The organism is Mesorhizobium sp. AR07, from assembly GCF_024746815.1.
In the GTDB taxonomy this organism is placed as follows: Bacteria; Pseudomonadota; Alphaproteobacteria; order Rhizobiales; family Rhizobiaceae; genus Mesorhizobium.
Map to the genome: position 1 here is coordinate 1,234,485 of NZ_CP080525.1, position 23,395 is coordinate 1,257,879.

The 23,395-nt window shown below is 62.0% G+C and carries 21 protein-coding genes and 1 tRNA gene; 15 read left to right on the forward strand and 7 right to left on the reverse strand.

Annotated elements, in window-relative coordinates; genetic code table 11:
* Positions 1-8 precede the first annotated feature (8 nt).
* A complete protein-coding gene (locus BPNPMPFG_RS06450) occupies positions 9-761 on the reverse strand; it encodes a glutamine amidotransferase (RefSeq protein WP_258594086.1) in 753 nt (250 codons plus the stop codon).
* A 223-nt stretch (positions 762-984) separates the two neighbouring features.
* Between BPNPMPFG_RS06450 and BPNPMPFG_RS06455 the strand changes: the two genes are divergently transcribed.
* The 10 genes from BPNPMPFG_RS06455 to BPNPMPFG_RS06500 all read left to right on the forward strand — a co-directional run bounded on the left by BPNPMPFG_RS06455 (position 985) and on the right by BPNPMPFG_RS06500 (position 11,017).
* Positions 985-1,869, forward strand: a complete 885-nt coding sequence (locus BPNPMPFG_RS06455; RefSeq protein ID WP_258594088.1) for an alpha/beta hydrolase — start codon at positions 985-987, stop codon at positions 1,867-1,869.
* A gap of 46 nt (positions 1,870-1,915) precedes the next feature.
* Entirely contained in the window at positions 1,916-2,917 is a 1,002-nt protein-coding gene (locus BPNPMPFG_RS06460) for a LacI family DNA-binding transcriptional regulator (RefSeq protein WP_258594090.1), read from the forward strand.
* 256 nt (positions 2,918-3,173) lie between these two features.
* Positions 3,174-4,361, forward strand: a complete 1,188-nt coding sequence (locus BPNPMPFG_RS06465; RefSeq protein ID WP_258594093.1) for a carbohydrate kinase family protein — start codon at positions 3,174-3,176, stop codon at positions 4,359-4,361.
* A 72-nt stretch (positions 4,362-4,433) separates the two neighbouring features.
* Positions 4,434-5,207, forward strand: coding sequence for a glutamine amidotransferase (locus BPNPMPFG_RS06470; RefSeq protein ID WP_258594095.1), 774 nt, complete (start codon positions 4,434-4,436; stop codon positions 5,205-5,207).
* A gap of 27 nt (positions 5,208-5,234) precedes the next feature.
* A complete protein-coding gene (locus BPNPMPFG_RS06475) occupies positions 5,235-6,005 on the forward strand; it encodes an ATP-binding cassette domain-containing protein (RefSeq protein ID WP_258594097.1) in 771 nt (256 codons plus the stop codon).
* 34 nt (positions 6,006-6,039) lie between these two features.
* Positions 6,040-7,026 (forward strand): autoinducer 2 ABC transporter substrate-binding protein, encoded by a 987-nt coding sequence (locus BPNPMPFG_RS06480; protein ID WP_258594099.1) that lies wholly within the window; start codon positions 6,040-6,042, stop codon positions 7,024-7,026.
* A gap of 68 nt (positions 7,027-7,094) precedes the next feature.
* Positions 7,095-8,021 carry an ABC transporter permease gene (locus tag BPNPMPFG_RS06485; protein ID WP_258594101.1) on the forward strand — a complete coding sequence of 309 codons (927 nt, stop codon included), beginning with the start codon at positions 7,095-7,097 and terminating at the stop codon, positions 8,019-8,021.
* A complete protein-coding gene (locus BPNPMPFG_RS06490) occupies positions 8,018-8,974 on the forward strand; it encodes an ABC transporter permease (RefSeq protein WP_258594103.1) in 957 nt (318 codons plus the stop codon). The genes BPNPMPFG_RS06485 and BPNPMPFG_RS06490 overlap by 4 nt, the downstream gene beginning before the upstream one ends.
* 2 nt (positions 8,975-8,976) lie before the next feature.
* Complete coding sequence (locus BPNPMPFG_RS06495; protein ID WP_258594105.1) at positions 8,977-10,293, forward strand: M20 family metallopeptidase; 1,317 nt, start codon at positions 8,977-8,979, stop codon at positions 10,291-10,293.
* 97 nt (positions 10,294-10,390) lie between these two features.
* The gene (locus BPNPMPFG_RS06500) at positions 10,391-11,017 is read left to right on the forward strand and encodes an isochorismatase family protein (protein WP_258594107.1); all 627 of its coding nucleotides are present in this window, start codon (positions 10,391-10,393) and stop codon (positions 11,015-11,017) included.
* 86 nt (positions 11,018-11,103) lie between these two features.
* On the opposite strand, the gene BPNPMPFG_RS06505 is transcribed toward BPNPMPFG_RS06500, so the two are convergent.
* Positions 11,104-11,628, reverse strand: a complete 525-nt coding sequence (locus BPNPMPFG_RS06505) for a hypothetical protein (RefSeq protein WP_258594109.1) — start codon at positions 11,626-11,628, stop codon at positions 11,104-11,106.
* 163 nt (positions 11,629-11,791) lie between these two features.
* Positions 11,792-13,267: a trigger factor gene (tig, locus tag BPNPMPFG_RS06510; RefSeq protein WP_258594111.1), complete on the reverse strand. Its 1,476-nt coding sequence runs from the start codon at positions 13,265-13,267 to the stop codon at positions 11,792-11,794.
* Positions 13,268-13,851: 584 nt separating this feature from the next.
* On the opposite strand from tig, the gene BPNPMPFG_RS06515 reads away from it, so the two are divergent.
* Positions 13,852-14,862 (forward strand): zinc-binding dehydrogenase, encoded by a 1,011-nt coding sequence (locus BPNPMPFG_RS06515; RefSeq protein WP_258594113.1) that lies wholly within the window; start codon positions 13,852-13,854, stop codon positions 14,860-14,862.
* Between the two features lie 562 nt (positions 14,863-15,424).
* A tRNA-Leu gene (locus BPNPMPFG_RS06520) sits at positions 15,425-15,507 on the forward strand.
* Positions 15,508-15,613: 106 nt separating this feature from the next.
* Here the strand turns inward: BPNPMPFG_RS06520 and BPNPMPFG_RS06525 are convergent.
* From BPNPMPFG_RS06525 to BPNPMPFG_RS06535, 3 genes are all read right to left on the reverse strand, one after another.
* Entirely contained in the window at positions 15,614-17,062 is a 1,449-nt protein-coding gene (locus tag BPNPMPFG_RS06525; protein WP_258594115.1) for an aromatic amino acid lyase, read from the reverse strand.
* A 65-nt stretch (positions 17,063-17,127) separates the two neighbouring features.
* Complete coding sequence (locus tag BPNPMPFG_RS06530; RefSeq protein ID WP_258594117.1) at positions 17,128-17,709, reverse strand: GDYXXLXY domain-containing protein; 582 nt, start codon at positions 17,707-17,709, stop codon at positions 17,128-17,130.
* Positions 17,706-18,824: a DUF2157 domain-containing protein gene (locus BPNPMPFG_RS06535; protein ID WP_258594118.1), complete on the reverse strand. Its 1,119-nt coding sequence runs from the start codon at positions 18,822-18,824 to the stop codon at positions 17,706-17,708. Before BPNPMPFG_RS06535 ends, BPNPMPFG_RS06530 begins: the two co-directional genes overlap by 4 nt.
* Positions 18,825-19,060: 236 nt before the next feature.
* Here BPNPMPFG_RS06535 and BPNPMPFG_RS06540 point away from each other — a divergent pair, with 236 nt between their 5' ends.
* The 3 genes from BPNPMPFG_RS06540 (at position 19,061) to trmFO (ending at position 21,172) form a co-directional block, all read left to right on the forward strand.
* Positions 19,061-19,201, forward strand: a complete 141-nt coding sequence (locus tag BPNPMPFG_RS06540; RefSeq protein ID WP_013531315.1) for a DUF1127 domain-containing protein — start codon at positions 19,061-19,063, stop codon at positions 19,199-19,201.
* Between the two features lie 48 nt (positions 19,202-19,249).
* A complete protein-coding gene (locus BPNPMPFG_RS06545) occupies positions 19,250-19,390 on the forward strand; it encodes a DUF1127 domain-containing protein (protein WP_019858543.1) in 141 nt (46 codons plus the stop codon).
* Between the two features lie 372 nt (positions 19,391-19,762).
* The gene (gene trmFO, locus BPNPMPFG_RS06550) at positions 19,763-21,172 is read left to right on the forward strand and encodes a methylenetetrahydrofolate--tRNA-(uracil(54)-C(5))-methyltransferase (FADH(2)-oxidizing) TrmFO (protein ID WP_258594120.1); all 1,410 of its coding nucleotides are present in this window, start codon (positions 19,763-19,765) and stop codon (positions 21,170-21,172) included.
* 16 nt (positions 21,173-21,188) lie between these two features.
* Here the strand turns inward: trmFO and BPNPMPFG_RS06555 are convergent, their stop codons facing one another.
* Positions 21,189-23,348: an SGNH/GDSL hydrolase family protein gene (locus BPNPMPFG_RS06555; RefSeq protein WP_258594121.1), complete on the reverse strand. Its 2,160-nt coding sequence runs from the start codon at positions 23,346-23,348 to the stop codon at positions 21,189-21,191.
* Positions 23,349-23,395: the final 47 nt, after the last annotated feature.

Below are 23,395 nucleotides of genomic sequence, written 5' to 3' on the forward strand. Positions count from 1 at the left end.
CGGCGTCGTCAGCCGCGACCCGTCCAGGCGACGAGATTGCACCACATGGCCTTGTAGCCGGGCCAGTTGGTGAATTCGGCGGGACACCAATGCGGACTGCAGTCCGACATGAAGGCAGCCGTGCGGCCCTTGCCATGTTCGGTCAATGCCAGAAGCGGATCGTCGCCGACGGTCGCCAGGAGCTCCGCGCCTTGCGCCAGCGTCACGCGATTGTAGCCGAGCAATGCCGGCAACGGCCCTTGCACCCCGTCGAGCACAGGATGGGTATCGCGCACGATCTGGCCGACAACGCCTTCGGGATGTTCGCGCCGGTCGTCCGTCGCCATCAAGCGAACGGGAAGACAGGCCTCGACCGGCGTATCCTTCCAGCAGCCCTTGGCTTCGATCCCGGTAAAAGTCAGGTAGCCGCCGACCATGACCAGCCCGCCGCCGCCCTGCACGTAATCCGCGATCACGTTCAGCCTGTTGGGAGACCGCTGCGCGTGCAGCCAGGTCTTGGGGGCGAGCAGCAGCGTGTTGGCCCCGATGTCGCTCAGGATTACGGTCGCGTATTTCCGCAACCCGTCGACAGTGTCGGGAAAATCCGTCGGAGCGGCATGGTTCTGGATGACATCGACCTGGTAGCCGCCGGCCTCGAGCGCGGCCTTGAGGATCGAATAGCCCTCCCCGAACGATGTCGTGGTGAAGGAATCGAACCCCTTGGTGTGCGTCGCCGTCGTGAACCAGGTCTCGCCGACAATCAGGATTCTCTTGCCAGTCATCACATTCTCCCGACCTTGTATTCGGAGGCGGATGTCGCGTATGGGCGATTGGCCAGATGCTCGACATTGCCTTGTCTGGATGCTATCTACACGAGTAGAATTGCACTTGCAAGCATTGCGGACCGAAGCGCCTGTGCAAAAATTAAAGCGTCGTGCCATGGCTGGACGTGACAGGACGCCTGCGGCACGCTGCGTGCGCGGATCAGAGGAAGAGGTCGTTCGAATGCCGCTGTATCGTCAGTTCGAAACGCAGGAACAGCTCGACTGGGAGTACAGGCCGGAGCTCAGGATAGACGACCCCAAGGCGTTCGAGAACATTATCGCCGGCCGCATTGCGGAGGCCGAAGCGGCGAGAAAAACCCTCAACCGCACGCCCGACGTTCACTACGGGCCGACCCGAATGGAGAAGCTCGACATCTATCCCGCCAGCAAGGCCGGTGCTCCGATCGTGATCTTCATCCATGGCGGCTACTGGTTCGACGGACGCCTGAAAAAGGAGAACTACATCTGGGTGGCCAAGGGCTTTACCGGCAATGACGTGACCACCGTCATTATCGACTACGACGTTTGCCCCAAGGTCACCGTGGACGAGATCGTCCGCCAGTGTCGGGCCGCGATTGCCTGGGCTTACAAGAACGCCAGCACATTCGGCGCCGACGGCAACCGGATCTATGTGACCGGCAATTCCGCCGGCGGCCATCTGACGGCGATGATGGCGGTGACCGATTGGGTGAACGATTACGGGCTGCCGGCGGACGTCATCAAGGGGGGCTGCCCGATCAGCGGCCTCTATGACATCGAACCCTTCCAGTACACATGGATCCAGCCGAAGATACAGTTCAACGGCCAGCAGGTCAGGCGCAACAGCCCGATACTGCACGTACCGCACAATGGGATTCCGCTGCTCGTCAGCTGGGGTTCCAACGAGAGCACGGAATTCTGGCGGCAATCGGAGGAGTTCTGCGCGGCCTGGCAGGCCAAGGGCAACAAGGTCCAGGCCCATCCGCAGGAGGGCTGCGATCATTTCACGGCCATCAGCGCCTTTGCCGACAAGGAAAGTTCCTTCTTGAAGCAGATCATGAAACACATGCATGAATGCTGGGTCTGAGGACACGGAAAGTTCGGCCGGTTTCCCGAGGGGCAAGGCAGGTGTGATGGTCACCCGATCGGACGTTGCAAGGCGCGCAGGGACTTCGACAGCCGTCGTCAGCTATGTCGTCAATGACGGGCCGCGGCCTGTCGCGACCGAAACCCGGCAACGCGTGCTCGACGCCATCGCCGCGCTCGGCTATCGCCCGAACCGCGTCGCACAGTCCTTGCGAGGGCAACGGTCGCGCGTCCTCGGCCTGATCGTCCCCGACATTTCCAACCCGTTCTACGCCGAGCTGGCCCGGGTGATCGAGAACTGCGCCGACCTCTCGGGATACACGCTTGTGCTCGGCAACAGCGAGCAGGATGCGCAACGCGAGCTGCGCTATGTCCGCACCTTTCTCGACCGGCAGGTCGATGGCCTCTTTCTGATCAGCGGCAGCAGTTCCGATGAACTGACCGCTCTGTTCTCGGAGATTGCCATTCCCTTCATCCTGCTCGATCGCCGCCTCAACTATGCGCCGAACGCCTTTCTCCTGGCGACGGACAGCTTCGCCGGCGCGGTCACCGCGACCAGGCATCTTCTCTCGCTCGGCCACACCGACATAGCCGCACTTTGCGGCCCGGTTCGGGTGCCAAGCGAGCGCGCACGAGGATACGCGCATGCGATGGCCGATGCTGGCCTCAAGCCGGTCCTGCATCACAGCCAGGAGTACGACCGCCAGTCATCCTATGAACTCGCCCGCATCATGTTGGCGGCACCGGAAAGGCCGAGCGCCATCTTCGCCACCTATGATCTCGCCGGGATCAGCATCTTGCGCGCCGCCGCAGATCTGGGGCTCAAAACTCCAGCCGACCTCGCGGTCGTGGCCTATGACAACATTCTGGAGGGACAATACACCGTCCCTCGCCTGACGACGGTCGCCCAGCCGACCGAAGAGCTGGGCAGCAGCGCTACCAGACACCTCATCGGCCTGGTCGAAGGCGACATCGAAGTCAAATTTGGAATGGAATTCATCGTGCCAAGGCTGATCATACGTGAAAGCTGCGGCGGCAGCCGCGCATAGGCGGCCGATGAATCAAGCCCTGCTCCGAACGCCCGATTGAGCCGCACGGACCAAACAAAGTGCAGACAATTCGCGTGCACAATCTTTTTGCCGAAAATTTGAAATTTGTTCAATCGCAGAAAGAACGATCCTGCAATTGGCTTTCATACGGTACAATCTTCCAAGAAAAGACGGGTACCATCTCCTCTTTTAGAAGATGATTTCATTGAGGCGTGACCTTTCCGCTGTTACCGTTTGAAACGCTTCAATTGGAACCATGCAATTGCTACGCAAGCGCCCGACGATAGCGGATGTCGCACGAACCGCCGGTGTTTCCATCGGAACGGTGTCGAACTTCATCAATGGGACCGCCGGCCTCAAGGAAGGCACGCGCGACCGGATCGAGAAGGCGGTTGCCGCGCTGATGTACCGGCCGAGCTCCTTTGCGCGCTCGCTGCCGGGCCGCGCGCCTCGCAGGCCAAAAAACCTCGATCATCTGCCAAGGCTTCTGGTCGCTGGCCGGGTGAGCGTCGACTTCCTGTGCCGCGTCGACGTGTTGCCACATCGTGACGACCGGATCACCGCCAGCCATATCGAAAAGGCGTTGGGCGGCCCCGCGGCCAATCTCGCGGTTGCTGCCGCCGGGGTCGGAGCGCCCTACGCTCTCGATGTCGAGTTGGCGACGGCGGTCGGCGAGGATGCCGAGAGCGACTGGGCACTCGGCGCACTTTCGAAACTGGGCGTCCACGCCTTGCCGATCCGCAGCACGCCCAACAACCGCCTCTCCCAAGCCATCGTCATCATCGAGCGCAACGGCAGCCGCACGATCATCAGCGAGCCGTTCGAGCTTGGCGAGGTCGATTTGACCGCCAATCTCGATATCCAGCCCGAGCAACGTCCGGCCTGCCTTCATATCGAGGGCTTTCACTGTGAAACGATGACCGCCTCCATCGCGCGTTTTCACCAGGCAGGCTGGAAGGTGAGCCTGCATTCGGCCGGCCTGCCCAAGAGCGCGCGCACGCCGGAAACCTTCACGCAGATGGTCAGACAGATCGACCTGACCTTCATCAACGACGTCATGATGCGGGAGATTTTCGACTTTCGCACCCGCATGGCGACAATGATCGAGGAGGTGCGGCTGATGCTGTCACGCATCAAGCGGCGCGGAACGGTCGTGCTCACCCTCGGCGAATTTGGCGCGGTCGTCTTTCCGGCAAATGGCGGCCCGCAGATCGAGGTGCCGGCACTGCCGGTCAATCGCGTCGATGCGACGGGCGCCGGCGACAGCTTTGCCGGCATCTTCCTCAGCCTCTGGCTGCACGGCGCATCGCTGGACGATGCCGCCCGCCATGCGGCGATTGGCGCAAGCCTGACGACAACGGTCGAAGGCGCGCAGGGATACATCGCGGACTTCGCGACACTGAAGGCTGCCGCCTTGGCGAACAGCCCCATGATGGCAAGCTGAATCAATGGCTTATCGACGTTTAGATATCCAGCAGACGGGCGTCCGATCTGGCGACATCAGGAGAATATGATCATGGCGAAAACAAAAGTCCTTCTGGTCGGCGAGAGCTGGGTGAGTTCGGCGACCCATTACAAAGGCTTCGATCAGTTCGGCAGCGTTACCTTCCATCTCGGTGCAACGCCTCTGGTCGACGCCTTGAAAGACAGCGAATTCGATCTTGACTACATGCCGGCCCACGAGGCTGTCGAAAAGCTGCCTTTCACCATGGAGGGGCTGTCGCAATACAAGGCGATCATCCTGTCCGACATCGGTGCGAACTCGCTCCTGCTCCATCCCGACGTCTGGCTGCACGGCAAGACGGTTCCCAACCGGCTCAAGCTGCTGCGCGACTGGACGCTGGCCGGCGGCGGCCTGATCATGATCGGCGGCTATTTCAGCTTCCAGGGCATCGACGGCAAGGCCCGCTGGCATCGCACGGCGGTCGAGGATGCGCTGCCGGTGACCTGCCTTCCCAACGATGACCGACTCGAAATTCCCGAAGGCTTTCGGCCCTCGATCACTGGCCCCAGGGATCATCCGATTTTTGCCGGCATCGAAGGCGAATGGCCCCTGCTGCTCGGCGCCAACGAGGTCATCGCCCGCGATCGGGACGATATCGAGGTTCTGGCGCGGCTACCACAGGACCAGGGCAGCCATCCCTTGCTGGTCACCGGACGCCATGGCGAGGGCCGCACGCTGGTCTGGACATCGGACATCGGTCCGCACTGGCTGCCCAACAGCTTTGTCGAATGGCCCGGCTACGCACGCCTTTGGACCAACGTGCTTCACTGGGTCAGCAAGGCCTAATCAAACAGCAATCGCCGGGGAACCGCCATGACCGCACCTTTTCTTGTGGCCAGAAACATCGCAAAACGCTTCGGTGCGCTGACCGCGCTGGCAAATGTCGACCTCGAGATCCGCTCCGGCGAGGTGCTGGCGCTTCTCGGCGACAATGGCGCGGGCAAATCGACTTTCATCAAGATCCTGGCGGGCGCCCATCCGCCCAGCGATGGCGAACTCGTCATCGAGGGCACTCCGGTGGCCTTTTCTTCACCCAAGGACGCGGCGTCATCGGGAATCGCGACGATCTTCCAGGAACTGGCGCTCTCGGAAAACCTGTCGATCGCCGAAAACGTCTTTCTCGGCCGGGAATTGAAACGCTCGATTTTGGGCATTCCTTTCCTGAAGCGCAAAGAGATGCGGCAGCGCGTCGACGGCCTTCTGAAAGAACTCGACGCTCATATTTCCGATCCGGAAGCGCCTGTCGGCAGCCTGTCAGGTGGCCAGCGTCAGGCCGTCGCCATCTGCCGGGCGCTCAATCTCAATGCCAGGCTGGTCATCATGGATGAGCCGACGGCAGCGCTTGCCGTTGCCGAGACGCGCAAGGTGCTGGCGCTGACGCGGCGTCTTGCCGCGCGTGGCTGTGCCGTCGTCCTCATCAGTCACAACATTTCCGAGGTCTTCGAAGTCGCCGACCGGATCGTGGTGTTCCGGCGCGGCCGCAAGGTGGCCGAACGGCAGGCCTCCGAGACCAATCACGAGGAAGTCGTTTCGCTCATAACAGGCGCTCATCCCGACGTGCGGGCGCTTGAAAAAGCAAACTGAAACGCACGTCATTTCCAGAGAGGATCAAACCACAATGCTTTCACAGTTCAAGAAAATGCTCACCGCTTCCGTGCTGTCACTTGTCGTTGCGACGGCGGCGCATGCCGCGGACAAGCACAGAGTAGCCTTCGTCCCGCAGCTGATCGGCATCCCCTATTTCAACGCGATGGAAGCCGGCGGCAATCGCGCCGCCAAGGATCTGGGCGTCGATTTCATTTATTCTGGTCCGGTCGACACCAATCCGGTCGACCAGTTGCAGATCGTCCAGAACCTGATCGACCAGGGTGTCGAGGCGATTTCGGTCAGCGTGCTCGATGCCTCCAGCATCGCCCCCGTTGTCGAGAGCGCCAAGGCCAAGGGCATCAAGCTGTTCACCAGCGACAGCGATGCGCCCGACAGCGGCCGCGCGGTCTATGTCGCCCAGGCGACCGACGAAGGCTTGGGCACGACGATCGTCGACGAACTCGTCAAGCGCGTTGGCGAGGACGCAACGATCGGCATCGTATCCGGCGAGGCAACGGCGTCCAATCTCAACGCCTGGATCGGCTTCATGCAGAAACAAGCCGCCGGCAAATATCCGAAGCTGAAGCTGCTCGCGCCGCAGTTTGCCGGCGGCACGGCGGAGCGTGCCGCGCAGATCTCCGGTGACCTCATGGCCGCCAACCCCGATATCAAGGCCATCATCGCCGTTGCGTCCTCGACATGCCCGGGCGTTGCCCAGGCCATCGAAACCGCCGGCAAGATCGGCTCCGTCATCGGCGCCGGCTATTGCAGCCCGAACACGGCACGCTCCTACCTGAAGAGCGGCGCCTTCGGCTTCACCGTGCTGTGGGATCCCGAGCAGCTCGGCTATCTCACGGTCTGGACCGGCAAGCAGCTGATCGACGGCAAGACCTTCGCGGCGGAAAACAAGGTTCCGGGCTTCGACAAGCCGGTCACCTACGACGCAGCAAAGGGCATTCTGCTGCTCGGACCACCGGCTGTCTTCACCAAGGACAATGTCGACAAGTTCAACTTCTGAGCCCCGGCATGAACGCGGTGCGACAGTTTGGAAACGGTATTGTCTCCATGAACGGGCGGGAGTGGTCTTTGCTTGTCGCCTGTTTGCTGGCGATCATCATTTTCTCTATCGCATCGCCCCACTACGCGACCTCTGGCAATGCTGCCACGGTCCTGCGCAACAGCGTCGAGCTGCTGCTGATCGGCCTTGGCATGACCCTGTTGCTGGCTATGGGCGGCATCGATGTGTCGATCGGCATCGTCATGGGTCTCGCGGCCATCGCAATCGGCCGTGTGCTGGGTGCCGACGGCAATCCGCTGCTGGCGCTCCTTGCAGGCCCTCTGGTCGGCGCGTTGCTGGGCTGTGTGACGGCTACGGTCGTCGTCCTCGGCCGCGTTCCGGCGATCGTCGGAACGCTCGGCCTGCTCGGTGTCTACCGCACCTGTGTCTTTGTCCTTCTCGGCGGGCAATGGCTTTCCGGCCTGCCGTCGAGCCTCACCAGCCTGCTCGCAACCACCGTGCTCGGCGTCCCCGTCCCTGCCCTGGTGATTGCCGTGGCCTATCTGGCCGTCTGGCTGGCGTTGCGGCGAACCCCCTATGGGCTGCACTTGCTGGCGATCGGCAATTCGGAGGAGAAGGCGCGGCTGTCGGGCATCCCGGTGATCAAGACCCGCTTCATGACCTTCGTCATCAGCGGCGTTCTGACCGGTATTGCCGCCACTTTCTATGTCGCCACCTACCGCAATGTGGAAATGACGATCGGCAGCACGCTGGCGCTCGATGCGATTGCCGCGGTCATTCTCGGCGGCACGAGCATATTGGGCGGCAGATGCAGCCTGATCGGCACCGTACTCGGCGTGCTTCTCCTCAGAATCCTCCAGAACGGATTGCTGCTGATCGGCATCCCCTCTCTCTGGCAGCCCGTCGTCACCGGCATTCTCATCATCGGCGTGCTTGGCTTCGAAGCCGTCTCCAACCGCTTCCCTGTGGCTCAACTCCTGCGAGGCCGCGCATGAAAATGCTTGGCAAGCTGCAGGGCCCAGCCCTCACCCTGGCTTTGCTGTGCGGGCTTTGGCTGATCGTGATCTTTGGCTTGGCTGCGCTCAAGCCTTCAGCCTTCAATCTCGGTACCGTCACCACCATCCTGCAATTCTCGACGATCCTGGCCCTGGTCGGCCTTGGACAAGGGCTGGCCATCCTGGCCGGTGGCGCCGGCATCGACCTGTCGGTCGGCGGTGCGGTCTCGCTCTCCGCCATCGTTGCAATGCTCTCCCTCAAGCTGGGACTGCCGCCGGTTCTGCTGCCCGCCGTCTGCATCCTGGCCGGCGCGATGCTGGGTGCCTTGAACGGATGGCTGGTGAACGGCCTCGCCCTTCTCCCCTTCATCGCCACACTGGGCACATTCTTCGTCTATTCCGGTCTGGCGCTTGCCGTCACCGGCGGCGCGGCCCAGGCGGGCGTGCCCTCCTGGCTGCTTGTGTGGGGGCGCGGCGTCGTCATGGGCATCCCGGTGCCCTTTCTCACGCTTGCCATCCCCTGCTTTGCGCTTGCCGGCCTGGTGCTGATGTCGACGGCCTGGGGGCGCTGGATCTACGCGATGGGCTTCAACGAACGCTCAGCCAAGCTGGTTGGCATTCCGGTCGACCGCGTTCGCTTCATTCTCTACGCCTTGAGCGGCGCGCTTGCGGGTGCCGCCGGCCTTGTCTCGATTGCCTGGCTCGGCAGTGGCAGGCCCAATATCGGCCAGAACCTCGAACTCGAATCGCTGACCGCCGCCATGCTGGGGGGCATCGTCATCACCGGCGGGCGTGGTGGCGTCGGCGGCGTGTTCGCAGCCGTCCTGCTGCTGGTCACCCTGAAGACCGGTCTTCTACAATTGAACATCAACACGGTCTGGCAGGTGGGGATTGTCGGCGCCCTTCTGGTTTTCGTCCTGCTCGTCGATCGACTGTCCCAACGTTGGAGATAACAATGCCGTCCATGGAAGAGATCATTGCCGCGCGCGTCGAGGCAAACGCCGATCGCATCGTCGAAACGCTGAGCGATCTCGTCGCCTTCCCCTCGATCGTGAAATCCAACCCGAGGGACGCCGGCCCCGGCGAGCGTGATTGCCAGCTGTATCTGCAAAAGCGCCTGGAGGTCCTCGGCTTCTCGACCGATCTCTGGGATCCGGACGGCCCGGCGCTCTACGCCAAATATCAGGGACGCGCCGGCGCCAATAAGGGCAGGACCTTCGAGGGCAGACCCAATCTCGGCGGCGTCTTGAAGGGCACCGGCGGCGGCCGCTCCATCATGCTGACCGGCCATATCGACGTCGTCCCGCCGGGCGCCGCCGGACACTGGACGACCGACCCGTTCCAGCCCGTCCTCAAGGATGGATTTCTGCACGGCCGCGGCACGGTCGACATGAAGGGCGGTGTCGCCTGCATGCTGATGGCCGTCGAGATTTTGAAGGGACTCGAAATCTCCCTGTCCGGCGACGTCGTCTTCACCACCGTCGTCGATGAGGAAATCGGCGGCATGGGGTCGCTGGCCATGGTCGATCGCGGCTTTCACGCCGATGCCGGCATCATGACCGAACCGACGGCTAACAAGATCGCGCCGCTTTGCCACGGCATTCTGTGGGGAAAGATCGTCATCGACGGCATTGGTGGGCATGCGGAACTGACGCCGAATGCCTGGTATTCGAGCGGTCCGGTCGATGCCGTCCAGCTTTGCCGGCAAATCCTCGACGGCATCGACATCCTTAACCGGCGCTGGATGTTCGATCCCAGAAAGAACCATCCGTTGATGGAGCTGCCGAACCAGATCATCGTCACCCAGATCAATGCCGGCGAACACCCCTCCTCCATGGCGGGGCGCGGCGAAATCATCATCGACGCGCAGTATCTGCCAAGCGAGCATGACGAGTTCAAGCTGGGCGGCAACGTCAAGCGCGAAATCGAAGAGCATATCGCCAATGTCTGCCAGGCAGATCCCTATCTGCGCCAGCACCCTGCCCGGGTCGAGTGGATCCTCGACGCGGATTGCGCCGAGATCCCGTCGGACAATCCTTTCGTCAGCGTCTTTCAGGAGGCCGTCAAGGAAGCCAACCTGTCGCCGGTGCTGAGTGGTTTTGGCGCGCACAGCGACATCGGACTGCCGACCGGCCTTGGCAACACCCCGACTGTCAACTTTGGCCCAGGCGACCCGGCGCAGGCGCATCAGCCGAACGAACGCGTCTCGGTGCGCGATCTCGTCGATTGCACAAAGGCGATTGCAATCGCCGTCGAGAGATGGTGTCGCTAAAGCAATTCCAGGAAAAGTGTGAAACGATTTTCCAAGGAAAAGCGCGTAGCGCTTTCCCCTTAGGGAATTGCGTCAAGACGAACGGGACGAATGGGCAATGCCTCGACAAAGCAAGCAACCATGGCCTTTCGACAAGGAGCGTGCAGCGCTTCTGGTCATCGACATGCAAAGGGATTTCGTCGATCAAGGCGCAATCATGGAGGTGACGGCGGCTCGCCATCGCATCCCGGTCATGCGGCAAGTTATCGACTTTTGCCGCGCCGCTAGCATTCCGGTCGTCTACACGCGCCATGTTCTCAGCGACGGTTTCGAGATTTCGCCGCTGGAGACGACCTATCAACCTAAGCTGAAGACCACGGGCATGCGCGAGGGCAGCGTCGGCACCGAGATCGTGGCGGAGCTGGCGCCGCAGCCCGGTGATGTCGTCGTCGACAAGCACCGCTACGACGCGTTTTACAACACCCGGCTCGACACGGTGCTGCGCAACATCCGCGGCACCGGCAAGGTGGACACGGTCATCATCATCGGCACGGTTACCAGCATCTGCTGCGAATCGACGGCGCGCAGCGCTTTCATGCGCGACTACAAGGTCGCCTTCATCAGCGATGCCAATGGCGGGCTGGATGAAGCCTCTCACAACGCAACGCTCGATATCATCGGCAAGGTCTTTGGGCGCGTTCTAACAGCCGGAGAGCTTGCGGAAGAGATCCAGGCGAGTGCCTAGAGCGGTTCGACGTTCCGTGAAACGGTGAACCGTTCCAGCAAACAGAGCCAGGCACCAGCCTGTCGCCGCCCTGCCTCGCGATTCGGTCACGGCGGCCTGGTGTTGCAGCTGCCGGCAACCTGGTTGACCGCTTCGCCGAGCCCGGCGAGGTTGAAATCGGCCTCCCCGCGCCCCGACAGCAGCCCGAACCGCCATGAAAGCTGGAGCCGGTTGGCGGCCGCAAGGCGTTTGATGCCGTCGGCACCCTCGCGCACCAGCATCCGGCCGCGCGGCCCGACCGACCAGCTTTCATCGAACTTGTTGCCCTGGTCGAGCGTGATCGACACGGTGATCTTGCGGCTGGCCGAGACGGCGTCGTTCAGTTGCAGCCATTCGGTCCAATGCGGTTCGCCGTTCGCCCGGCAGGCAATGGTCAGGACCGGGCTGTAGCTCAATGCGCCACCGCCGGTGATCAGCTTGTTGGTGGCATAGAGCGACGCTGTGACAAGGCCGCCTTCGCCCCTGTCGAACCGCCAATTGTCAACCACCGTGTCGGCCTGGGCAATGCCGCAGACCGAGACAAGGACCAACGCTATTGCCGCAGCGTGGCCCACTTCGACGAACAGCCTCAACGACCCCTCCAACAACCCAAGCGGCTTGCAGTAGAAGCGCAGATAATGATCAAAGGTTGCTCGCCACAGGCCGTCGCTCGCGAAGCATCGCGGCTGTTGCAGTTTGGCAACGAAAAAGGCCGCCTCGGGGGCGGCCTTCGTCGATTCCATGGGAGCGCAGGGCTTATTCGGCGTCCTTGGCGGCCTTCTTCTTCGGCGCGGCCTTCTTCTTGGGCTCTTCCGCGTCGTCGGCCTTGTTCTCGTCGGCCTTCTTGGCGGCGGCTTTCTTCGCCGGCTTCGCCTTGGTCGCGGTTTCGGCCTCCTCGTCGTCGGCCATCAGTTCTTCCTTGCTGACCTTGACGTCGGTCACGGAGATCTGGCCGAGCAGATGGTCGACCACCTTCTCCTCGAACATCGGCGCCCGCAGCGTGTTCAACGCTTCCGGGTTGCTGCGGTAGAACTCGAAGACTTCCTGCTGCTGGTTGCCCGGATAGCGGCGCACCTGCTCGAACAGGCCGCGCTGCAGCTCTTCGTCCGACACCGTGACGCCGGCCTTCTCGCCGATCTCGGCCAGCACCAGGCCGAGACGCACACGGCGCTCGGCAAGACGCAGATATTCGGCGCGTGCCTCTTCTTCCGTCGTCTCTTCGTCGGCGAAGGTGCGGCCGGCTGCCTCCAGGTCGCGATTGACCTGCGCCCAGATGTTGTTGAACTCGGCGTCGACGAGCTTCGAAGGCGCCTCGAACGAGTAGGAGGCGTCGAGCTGGTCGAGCAGCTGGCGCTTGACCTTCTGGCGCGTCATGGCGCCGAACTGGTTCTCGATCTGGCCGCGCACGACGTCACGCAGGCGCTCCAGCGACTCGAGGCCAAGGTTCTTGGCGGTCTCGTCGTTGATTTCCAGTTCGCCGGGCTTGGAGATTTCCTTGACCGTGACGTCGAAGGTCGCTTCCTTGCCGGCCAGATGCGCCGCCTGATAGTTTTCCGGGAAGGTCACGGTGACCTGCTTTTCGTCACCGGCCTTGGCGCCGACCAGCTGATCCTCGAAGCCGGGGATGAACTCCTTCGAACCCAGCACCAGCGGCTGATCGGTGCCGGCGCCGCCATTGAAGGCCTCGCCGTCGATCTTGCCGACATAGTCGATGGTGACGCGGTCGCCGGTGGCTGCCTTGCCGGTCTTCGGCTCATAGCTGCGCGCCGATTCGGCAACGCGCTGGACCTGCTCGTCGATCTCGCTGTCCGGCACGTCGAACACCTGACGCGTCACCTTGATGTCGGAGAAATCCTTGATCTCGATCGTCGGAATGATTTCATAGTTGAGACGGAATTCGAAGTCGGCGCCGCCGGCCAGGATCTTCTCGGCTTCCTTCTCGTCCTCGGTCATGATGACTTCAGGCTGCATGGCAGCCTTTTCGCCGCGCCCGGTAATGATCGAGCGAGTCGAATCATTGAGGATTTCGTTGACCACTTCGGCCATGAACGACTTGCCGTAGACCTTGCGCAGGTGCTGCACCGGCACCTTGCCGGGGCGGAAGCCGTTGATGCGGACCTTGTTCCTGGCGTCCGAAAGCCGAGCCATCAGCTTGGCTTCCATATCACCGGCCGGCACGGTGATCTTGATCTCGCGCTTGAGACCGGAGTTGAGCGTTTCGGTGACCTGCATCGTAAAACCTTTGTTTTCACCAATGAGACTGCCACGGCCTCTGCCGTTCACAGCCTGCCGGTATAATCTTGCCGGGAATGGCTTTTGGTACGGAACCTGGCAATTTGACCGAAAATACGGCTCAAATTTTCCCAAACTGCGTTCCAAAATGTGAATAAGTTCTTGTTTTTCCTACTTCTTATCACATCTTGTAGAAGCGGATCGTCGCGTCCCGTCACATTCGACACGCCTTTTGTCACAGGCGGGGCTAATTTTCAACCATCTTCGCATTTCGGCGAATAACCATCATTTTGGCCCCTGACCCAACATTTGGTCCTGCCCCAACACTTGTTCCTGACATTGACAGAATGATGGCTACATGGATTGCCGGTCCATGCGGATGTGGCGGAACTGGTAGACGCGCCCTGGATTTAGGTTCCCGCAGTCAGTTCGCTACCGGAGTCGCCACGGTGGCTCGGACACCTCGTGGGGGGTGGACGCATAATATCAGGCCTCACCTATGGAATCGAATGTGCTACGGTTCCGCAATGTCTTGGCAACACGTTCGTATATCCCACTTCGGTGGCCCCGAGGTCTTGGAGCTGGTGAGCGAGCCAACAATCCCAAATCCGGGTGCTGGCGAGGTACGCATCAAGGTTCTGGCAGCCGGAACCGGTTTCACGGATAGCTTCATTAGGCGTGGCCGTTACCCCGACTTCAAAGGACCGCTGCCGTTTACTCCCGGCTACGACCTGGTAGGTGTCGTGGAGAAGGCTGGTCTCGACGTTGTCTTGCCGCGTGAGGGGCAAATCGTTGCCGATCTCTGCGTGGTCGGTGGTTACGCACAATATGCGATTCGTCCCGCGCGTTTTCTTGTGCCGGTTCCTGCTGGCGTCGATGCGGCAGAGGCCGTTTGCATACCGCTCGCCTACCTGACAGCCTTTCAGATGCTCACGCGCTATCGGCGCTTATCACCCGGCGATACGATTCTCGTTGTCGGCGCATCAGGCTCGGTCGGTACGGCGCTACTCGATCTCTCGCGTCATCTTGGCCTCAAGGCAATCGGCACGTGTTCGGCGGCGAACCTCGCCGTGGTTGAGCGATTTGGTGGTAAGGCAATCGACTATCGGGCTGGCGACTTCGTTGATGAGGTCCGCAAACTCACGACTGGGCGGGTTGGCGGCGCCGGTGTCGATGCGGCATTCGATGCGATCGGAGGGGCGCATTTCAACCGGTCATTCGCCTGTCTCGCGCCGGGGGGCATCCTCATCGGCTACGGCTCCCAGACAATGGCAATCGGGCGCGAAAGCTTGATCGCGGCAGGGCTAGGATTGGCACGCCTGAAGCTATGGGGCGCATTGAGCTTCCTGTTCCGTGGCCGTACGGCGCTTTGGTACAGCGTCACAGACCGCCGCTTGTCGCATCCTGAAGAGTTCAGGACTGACATGGCTGCTTTGTTTGAGTTGCTCCGCAACGGCGCCATTCATCCGATCGTTGTCGGTCGCGAACCACTAGCCGCAGCGAAAGATATCCACACACGTATCGACGCCGGCGGGTTCGGCGGCAAAATCGTTATGCTGCCCTGGCTAGCGACGCAGGTGGCTACCGACAAGTAACCGCTTCGCACTGCCAAAGGCCCCGCGCCAGCGCCTGTCACTCCACCCGCCACGGAGGTCGCCTGCGGCTGGAGAACCGGAAGAACGGGAGCTTCGGGGGCATCCCATTGACCAAGCGCGCCGCCCTCGCGCTGGAACGCCACCGCATCCACAGCAAGACGCCTGACCGGCCCTTCGGTGACTTCAAGTACCGTTGGGCGCTGCTCATCGGATAACATGCTGTTTATAAACGCTTTTTTATGTCATGACAGGATCAGTATATATCACGCCTCGTGAATGGAATGGTAGCAACCTTTAAAAAGGTGTGGAAAATACCGAATCGATGCACACACGAGAGGCTGCCCACAACGGTTCTTAGCTTCCTAAACGGTCCGCAATGTTGATTGGGCTAGATGACGCGCCATTCCGCAGCGCGGAGACTCGCAGAAGTCGGCCCCTAGGACGTCAGTCGTCGAGAGAGTGCGAGGTCGCTACCTTCACACTGTCGCGTTCAGCGGGTCCGAATTGAGCTTGAAGTTGTGACATGGCCTGTGACATAGACGTGGCACAGGTCACCAGATCGGCGGGTATGGCGGAATTGGTAGACGCACCAGATTTAGGTTCTGGCGTGAAAACGTGGGGGTTCGAGTCCCTCTACCCGCACCACCCTTCGCTCTTCGAGCTTCGGGTGGCAGGCCACCTGAAGCTCGTTAGCGAAGGAGTCCTCCGAAGCCTTGGCGAAGGAGGACCGCGACAGTCCTGGCATCAGTGCCTACGCCTCGAACGCTCTCCCTGTGAACCATGCGGCGAGCTTTGCAAGCTCTGGCCCCAGCACACGATCATCACCGACAGGCGGCACGATAGCCCTGATTTCATCGACGAAGGCCTGAAGCGCCGGTGGCGCCGCGCGTTCGGTGACGTGCAGCGCCTGCGATGCGATCATCGCCAGCATTGCCATCGCAGCATCCAGGCAGCGGCCGGCGGTCGCCTCCTTGGTCCATGCGAAGAACGCCGTGGTGGCGACATCGTCCTGTCCGGCGCCGGCCGATTCGGTGCCGGGAATGAAGGTGCGTTGCGCCGCAAGCTTGGCCTGCTCGAGATAGCCGGTGATCGCCATCGGCACATAGCCGACATTGCCGTGGCCATCGCTGTCGGCCCAATGCCGGCCGGTCATCAGGAGATCGGGCAGCAGCGAGACCTTGCCGTTGAGCAGCTTGGAGGCGTGACGGTCGCAGAGCAGGCAGATATCGGCCCATATCGCCGCCAGGTCGTCCAGCGCCGGCGTCGCCATGGCATTGTGGTAGCCGCCGGTGCTGATGCAGCGCCCGAACGGATGGGCGTCATCGGGTGGGATGTAGACCGGGTTGTCCGATATCGAAGCCAGCGACACGGTGGCCGCCCGCTCGGCCCCCGCCAGAGCACGATGCATTTGTCCAAGCACGCGCGGCACGATCCGGTAGCTGACCGGCGCCTGATAGTTGCGCCGCCCGTCTCCGGCGCCGACGAGAAATTCCCGCAACCCGCGCAGGGCTGCCGCCTCATGCTCATCGCCCCATAGCGTGTCGAGCGCGGCATCGTAGTGCTCGAGCGGGGCGCGAAATGCTTCGATCGACAGTGCGAACACCTTGTGCGCCATGCGGATGCGGCGGCGTGCCGCGAGCGCTGCGTCCGCCACCAGGGCGGCGGCGCACGGCGAGCCGTTGATCAGCGAGCCCCGTTCCTTGACTTCCAGGTCGAAGCGCGTCGAAAGCTCGGCAAACAGCGGATAGAGCGCCAGGATCTCACCGGCGCCGCCTTGACCCGAAGCCGGCACCGTTGGCATCGGCCCGCCATCGAGCATCGCCGCGACAGCAAGCGCGATGCGCGGCGTGGTGGCGGCGTTGCCCTCGATGAAGTTCGTCAGGCGGGCAAGCACGATCGCCCTGACCACCCGATCCGGCAGCGGGTCGCCGAACGAGGTCGCCGCAGCGAACGCCTTGATGCGGGCATGGCGGTCCCGCTCGTCCGGTTCGAGCTTGCGGCTCGCCAGTTCCCCCATCGCGGTGGTGACGCCATAGATGACCGGCGGTGGATCGGATTCGATGAGCCTGAGGAACGAGGCACGGCATTCGGCGATGCGCCGCAAGGCCTTCTCGCCGATCTCCACCGTGTCCTTCTCCCAGGCGACGCGCAAAACGGTGTCGAGGTTGATGTCTTCACGCGTCGACAGGGTAACTGGCATGCTTCTTACCGTCCAAGGGGGGCTGCCGAGGGCTTGCGTCGACCATCAAGGTCGACATCATTGGTCTAATAAAGCGGCTCTTCGAACAGCGTCTTGTCGCCATCCATCAGCGCCTTGATCTGCGCCGTGCCGTTACCGGCGAGCGCAATGCGGATCCCGAACGGCCGCACCCGCATGTCGTTCTGGATCTGCATCCCCTCGCCCTCAGGCAGATAGAACCGCTCGATGCCGTAGTCCGGTGCGATTGTGGCATCTGGCTCAAGGCCCCAGCCGGACGCAACCTTGCCGACAATATCGGCTTCGTCGGGACCGGCAGCTGATGGAGCCTGGCCGAGCCATGCTGTCGTTGCCAGCCAATAACCATCGGCACCCTTTTTCAACCTGACCACAAGGGATGTGTCGTCCGTAGTCAGTTTTCCGGTCGGGATGTTGGCGATCAGCTTCACCGGTATCCGGGAAATGTCATAGCCAAGGAGAATGTAGTCGCCACGCAGAAGATCGCGCGGATCTATCGGCTCGACCTTGAGCAGCACTTCCTTGCCGTTGCGCAGGACCGCTGCCCGCCCCGCAATGATCCAGCTCAGGAAGCCGATCTGGATGAGCGACAGCACCAGCGCCGAGATAACAAGTCTCTTCCCGGTCATCATGCTGCTGCTCCCTGAACGGCTGGACCCTTCATGCGTTTCTCGATGCGTATGATGATGAGGGCAAGAATGCCGAGCAGCACGGCCGCCGCAAGGAAGAAGCCTGCCGTGTCGAGCATCGACTGCAAGGTCACCACATAGATAATGGCGAGTTCGAAGGCGAAGCCGGCATAGGCAAGCCAGCGCAAGCCTCGGCTTTCCCGTCCCGCCAGCACGATCGCCGCGACGATGCCGGCCAGGGCGACGACCGAAGCGATGGCGAAACCGCTGTTGTAGGTGCTTTCATTGGCCAGTTCGAGCTGGATCATTGCCAGTCCGGTGAGGAAGCCGAGCAAAGCGTGCAACGGCAAGCGGCCGCCGAGCTGGACGATCCTGTCGACCGGCTCCGGCGCGAACACGGAAGCCGCGAACAGCAGTGCCGATACCGCGACCAGCGGGATCGCCACCTGCAGCGTGTCGTGGTTCGTGACCAGCAGCACGAGGTAGAACAGCAGCGACAGGATGATCAGGTGCCGGGCCGCCTGGCTGCGGGTCCAGAAGGAGATCGCGAACAACACCAGGGCCATGGCGATGAAGGGGTGCGGAAAATCCCTGCTCCGGAAATAATCGAACCCTTCCAGGAACAGCCATGCATCGGCAATGCCGACCGAAGCGACAGTCAGGGGATTGGAGCGCAGCGCGACCGCGGCAAGCGCCGTGCCGACGCCCCAGGTGATCACCGCCGACGATTCGTCCCCGGAAAAATGATACATCTGGCCGATCAGCGCGATCGAGCCGCCGAAGGCCGCTGCCGCCACGATCCACAGCGCCTCGCCGATCGCCGCATGGTCGCGCGTCTTCAACACCGCACCGCCGACATAACCGCCAAGGATGACGGCAAAGAGGGCCGCCACCCGCGCCAGCCTTGGGATGGCTTCCCAGTTGGCGGCGACGAAAATCAGGATGGCGGCGCCGAACAGCAAGGCGGCCATCATCGCCAGGATCGAGCCGAAGCTGAGCGACTTGCGCTCGTTGGCTTCGACATCCCGCGCCAGGGAATCAGCCGTCTCGGTATTGATCAGGCCGGCCTGCAGCCAGCGCGCGATATCCGACTTCACTCGCGACGAATAACCCGCCATGCCGCTTTCCCCCCAGTTTGGTCTTTTTTTCAACCGATCCGGTCAAACCGTTGACGCAACGGCATTTTCCGATTCGGGTTTCTTTGTGTCAGGTCCGTGAACGCGCGTTAATGCTGCATTGCACAATTTGCATTGCTGCCATGCAGCCATAGCGCTTTTAAATCGATATGGGCACGCCTATTTATGGTTCGTACACAAACGGAATGATCCGCAAGAAAGACGAAACGAGAAATACCATGAACCTGATCCGCAACTACCGCAACTGGCGCCGCTACAGGGACACCGTGTCCGAGCTGAGCCGCCTGAGCAACCGTGAACTGACCGACCTCGGCATCAGCCGCAGCGACATTCCTTACGTCGCTCGCAAGGCGGTCTAATTCTTCGGACCGCGAATGGTCCGAACAAGTTTTGAAAAGAGAACGACAATGAACCTGATCCGCAACTATCGTAACTGGCGCGTCTATCGCGAGACGGTTACCGAGCTGGGTCGCCTTTCGAACCGCCAGCTGCATGACCTCGGTATCGTCCGCGACGAAATCAAGATCATCGCTCGCCGGGCTATCTAACCAGAATTTCGCCAGGGTCGACCTCCTCCCCGACCCTGACGGATCCGGTCAACCTTCACCTCCTCCCGAGGGTTGACCACCAAAACGGCGCCCGCCGCACCTCCTCCCGCGGCGGGCGTTGTTTCCCAAAAAAGGGTTTCGCCCCTTTTAAAAACGGCGAAAGAAATTTCGTCAAAGCCGACCTCCTCCCCGGCGATGACGAATACGGTCGGCCTTCACCTCCTCCCGAGGGTCGACCCCAAAAACGACACCCGCCGGACCTCCTCCCCCGGCGGGTGTTGTTGTTTTCAGGGTTGGTTGCGCTCACGGCTTTCCGCCTTGCGCCGCGCCCGGCAATTGCAATCGCTGCACCAAGCGATTATTCCGGCGCTCATGAGCAAAAATCCCATCCATATCATCGGCGGCGGCCTCGCTGGTTCCGAAGCCGCCTGGCAGGCAGCGCAAGCCGGCGTTCCGGTTATCCTGCATGAAATGCGGCCCGTTCGCGGCACCGACGCGCACAAGACCGACAGCCTGGCCGAGCTTGTCTGTTCCAATTCCTTCCGCTCCGACGACGCCGAAAACAACGCCGTCGGCCTGCTGCATGCCGAAATGCGGCTGGCCGGCTCGCTGATCATGAGCGCCGGCGACGCCAACCAGGTGCCGGCCGGCGGCGCGCTTGCCGTCGACCGAGACGGCTTCTCCGACGCCGTGACGAAAAAGCTCGAAGCGCACCCGCTGATCACCATCCAGCGCGAGGAAGTGCCTGATCTGCCGCCGGTGGATTGGGACCAGGCGATCGTCGCCACGGGTCCGCTGACCGCGCCTTCGCTTGCCCAGTCGATCGCGGAGGCGACCGGCGCCGACGCGCTCGCCTTCTTCGATGCCATCGCGCCGATCGTCCATTTCGACACGATCGACATGGACACCTGCTGGTTCCAGTCGCGCTACGACAAGGTCGGGCCAGGCGGCACCGGCAAGGACTACATCAACTGTCCGATGGACAAGGAGCAATATCTCGCCTTCGTGCAGGCGCTGGTCGACGGCCAGAAAACCGAATTCAAGCAATGGGAAGGCACGCCCTATTTCGACGGCTGCCTGCCGATCGAGATCATGGCCGAACGCGGCGTCGAAACGCTGCGCTATGGGCCGATGAAGCCGATGGGCCTGACCAATGCGCACAATCCGACGGTAAAAGCCTATGCCGTCGTCCAGCTGCGGCAGGACAATGCGCTGGGTACGCTCTACAACATGGTCGGTTTCCAGACCAAGCTGAAGCATGCCGAGCAGGTGCGCGTGTTCCGCACCATACCGGGTCTCGAAAACGCCGACTTCGCCCGCCTCGGCGGCCTGCACCGCAACACCTACATCAATTCGCCGACCTTGCTCGACGCTTCGCTGCAGCTGAAATCGCGCCCCGGCCTGCGTTTCGCTGGCCAGATCACCGGCTGCGAGGGCTACGTCGAAAGTGCGGCGATTGGTTTGCTCGCCGGACGCTTCGCCGCCGCTGAGCGGCTTGGCCATGCACCGTCCCTGCCGCCGCTCACCACGGCCTTCGGCGCCCTGCTCAACCACATCACCGGCGGCCACATCGTTTCGGACGATGAACCGGGAAAACGCTCCTTCCAGCCGATGAATGTCAATTTCGGCCTGTTTCCGCCCGTCGAAGCACCGAAGATCGAGGGCAAACGCATGCGCGGAAAGGACAAGACCGTCGCCAAGCGGCATGCGGTGACGTCACGTGCGCTGGCCGATTGCCGGCAGTGGCTCGGCTTGGCGGCGCAAGCGGAAGCGGCAGAGTAGCCCTCCCTCCTCCGCTTCAGTGCGGCCGCACATCCGAGACCGTTGGCCGTGGCAAGTTGAGCATCGTGGTTGCCGTCGCGAACACAGCGTCGGCAATGTGGGAATGGCCTTCCGCGGTCGGATGGAACGGACCACCTAGGCAAACCTCAACCAGATCGAGCAGCGCCCAGTCTTGCGGCGGCGGCGGCGTGCCGCTCGCCTTGGACTGCACGAAGAGGCAGATGTCGTTGATGGTGCGGAACCAGCGCTCGCGCGGCGCATAGGCACGCGTGTCGCGAGACGCCTTGAAATCGGCGTCGCGATAGGCGGAAAACGGCTCAAACTCCGACCACTTGTCCGGTCGCGGTCCGTCCGCGTGATAATAGGGCAGCATCAGGCTCTCGGCGGCCGTGACGCCGCTCGACGAGCTCTTTTGCGCACAGATCCCATGCTTGGCGAACGCGGCACGCTGGGCATCGACGAAATGCCAGTTTCCAGCGCGGGCGGCGTCGCGCGTCGCCGGATAAAGCACATTGTTGGCGAAGTCGCTGATGGGACGGAGCGTAGGCACATCGATCGACAGCACCCCACCGACGTTGAAGCCTTCAAGCCTTTCACGTGGTGTGGCTTCGCCACAGAGCCTTCCGTCCTGGTTGAATTCGATCTTGGGAAACGCGGTCAGCACGATGTTGGGCATTCCGCCATTGCTGGCGATCGGCAGCGGCGCCAGCGCCTTTCGCAAGGCGGCAAAGCGTGCCGGCAGCTCCTTTGCCCGGATTCGCGCCGTGGCAACATCATGCGCCTTGGCGATGCGCGCGACAGTTCGAATGACTGACGCGCCGAGGGCGTTGGCGCGGAACCTGCTCTCGACATCTGCGTATGGAGGCGTTGTCTTGGTCAGCGCATCCACGATGAGCGGTGTGAAGCCGACATCGTTTCCACCGATCGACACGATCAGCATGTCGATCGTCCGCAGGAACCGCCCCGGTTTGCAGTCGAGGAGTTTGGCGCTGCGCAATGCGCGGCCTTGCTCGTCGGTGAGCGGCGTGTCGAAAGCCACCGTTCGGCTTGCATGGGTGCGCAGAAGATCATCGCGGCATAGTTCGATCATCAGGCGATCGATCTGTGACAAGTCGCGACGCAGTTTGCCGCCGGACGAAAAATAGGAATCGTTGACTGTCTCAACCCCGGCATAGGAAAAAAGCAGCCCTTCCGTCACCTCGGCCCCCGAGCAGGCGAAGCCGAGGAACGTCACCGCGCTGTGCTTGGGATCGGCAAGAGCGACCTGCAAGGCGGTGCGCAGATGATAGCTATAGGCCGAACGATGGCATTTGCGGTCGAGCCAGCCAGCCGGCGCATTCTGATAGCGAACCGGCAACGAATAGGCTGGCACCGATTTGATCGCCTGAGTATCGGAGTCATAGACGAAGGAGATGTTGAGAAGTCTCCGTCTTGACAGCGGATCGATCTCCACCGGCGAATCGGGATTGCCCTCGCCCGACGAAAAACTGTCGCCGATACCGGCGATGAGCCGGTCGCGAACCCAGATGGCAGGCTGCGAAAGCACCGTGCCGTCGGGCAAGGTCACAGACACATCGACACCGCGCGCTGCTTCCGGAATATCTGGTTCGAAGGGAATGCGCGCTTCAAAGAGCGCGGCGCAGGGCTGTTCCGCCGTGGCCGAAAGCCGCCCGCGGCCGGCAACGAAAATCGGCCGCGCGGCCTGCCATCGGCAGATACCGGCCGGCGCATCCGTCACACTGAAGACAACGGTGTGGCCTTGCGGGCGCACGTAGTCGGTACGAAGCGCCGTTCCGAAACTGTCGCTGGCGCAGGACGAATGCCACTGTTCGCGACTGTCCCAGCAGGTGGAGCGGCGAAGATTGACAGGATTGGCCCAACCGCGTTCAGGACGGCCCGCACCCCTGGGATTTGGATAGAGCGTGGCGTCCTGTTTGTACCACTCACGCAGCCAGCGCGGATCGTTGAGCAGCCGTTCGAGATCGGAAACAGCCGTCGCCGTGAAGGCGCCGCCATGGGTTGTCATGACTTCGGCCATGGCCTCGCGCTGCATGTCGAAATCGGTGGTTTCGGTGAAATACCGGAACGGATGCTTGACCCACCAGTCGATGGCCGGCGCCGCGTAAGTCAATGTTGTGACAAAAAGAAAGAAGCAAGTGGATACAAGACGAAGCATGATCACCACCCCCAAAATACTAAGTAGTCAAAATTAGTACCAAGTCC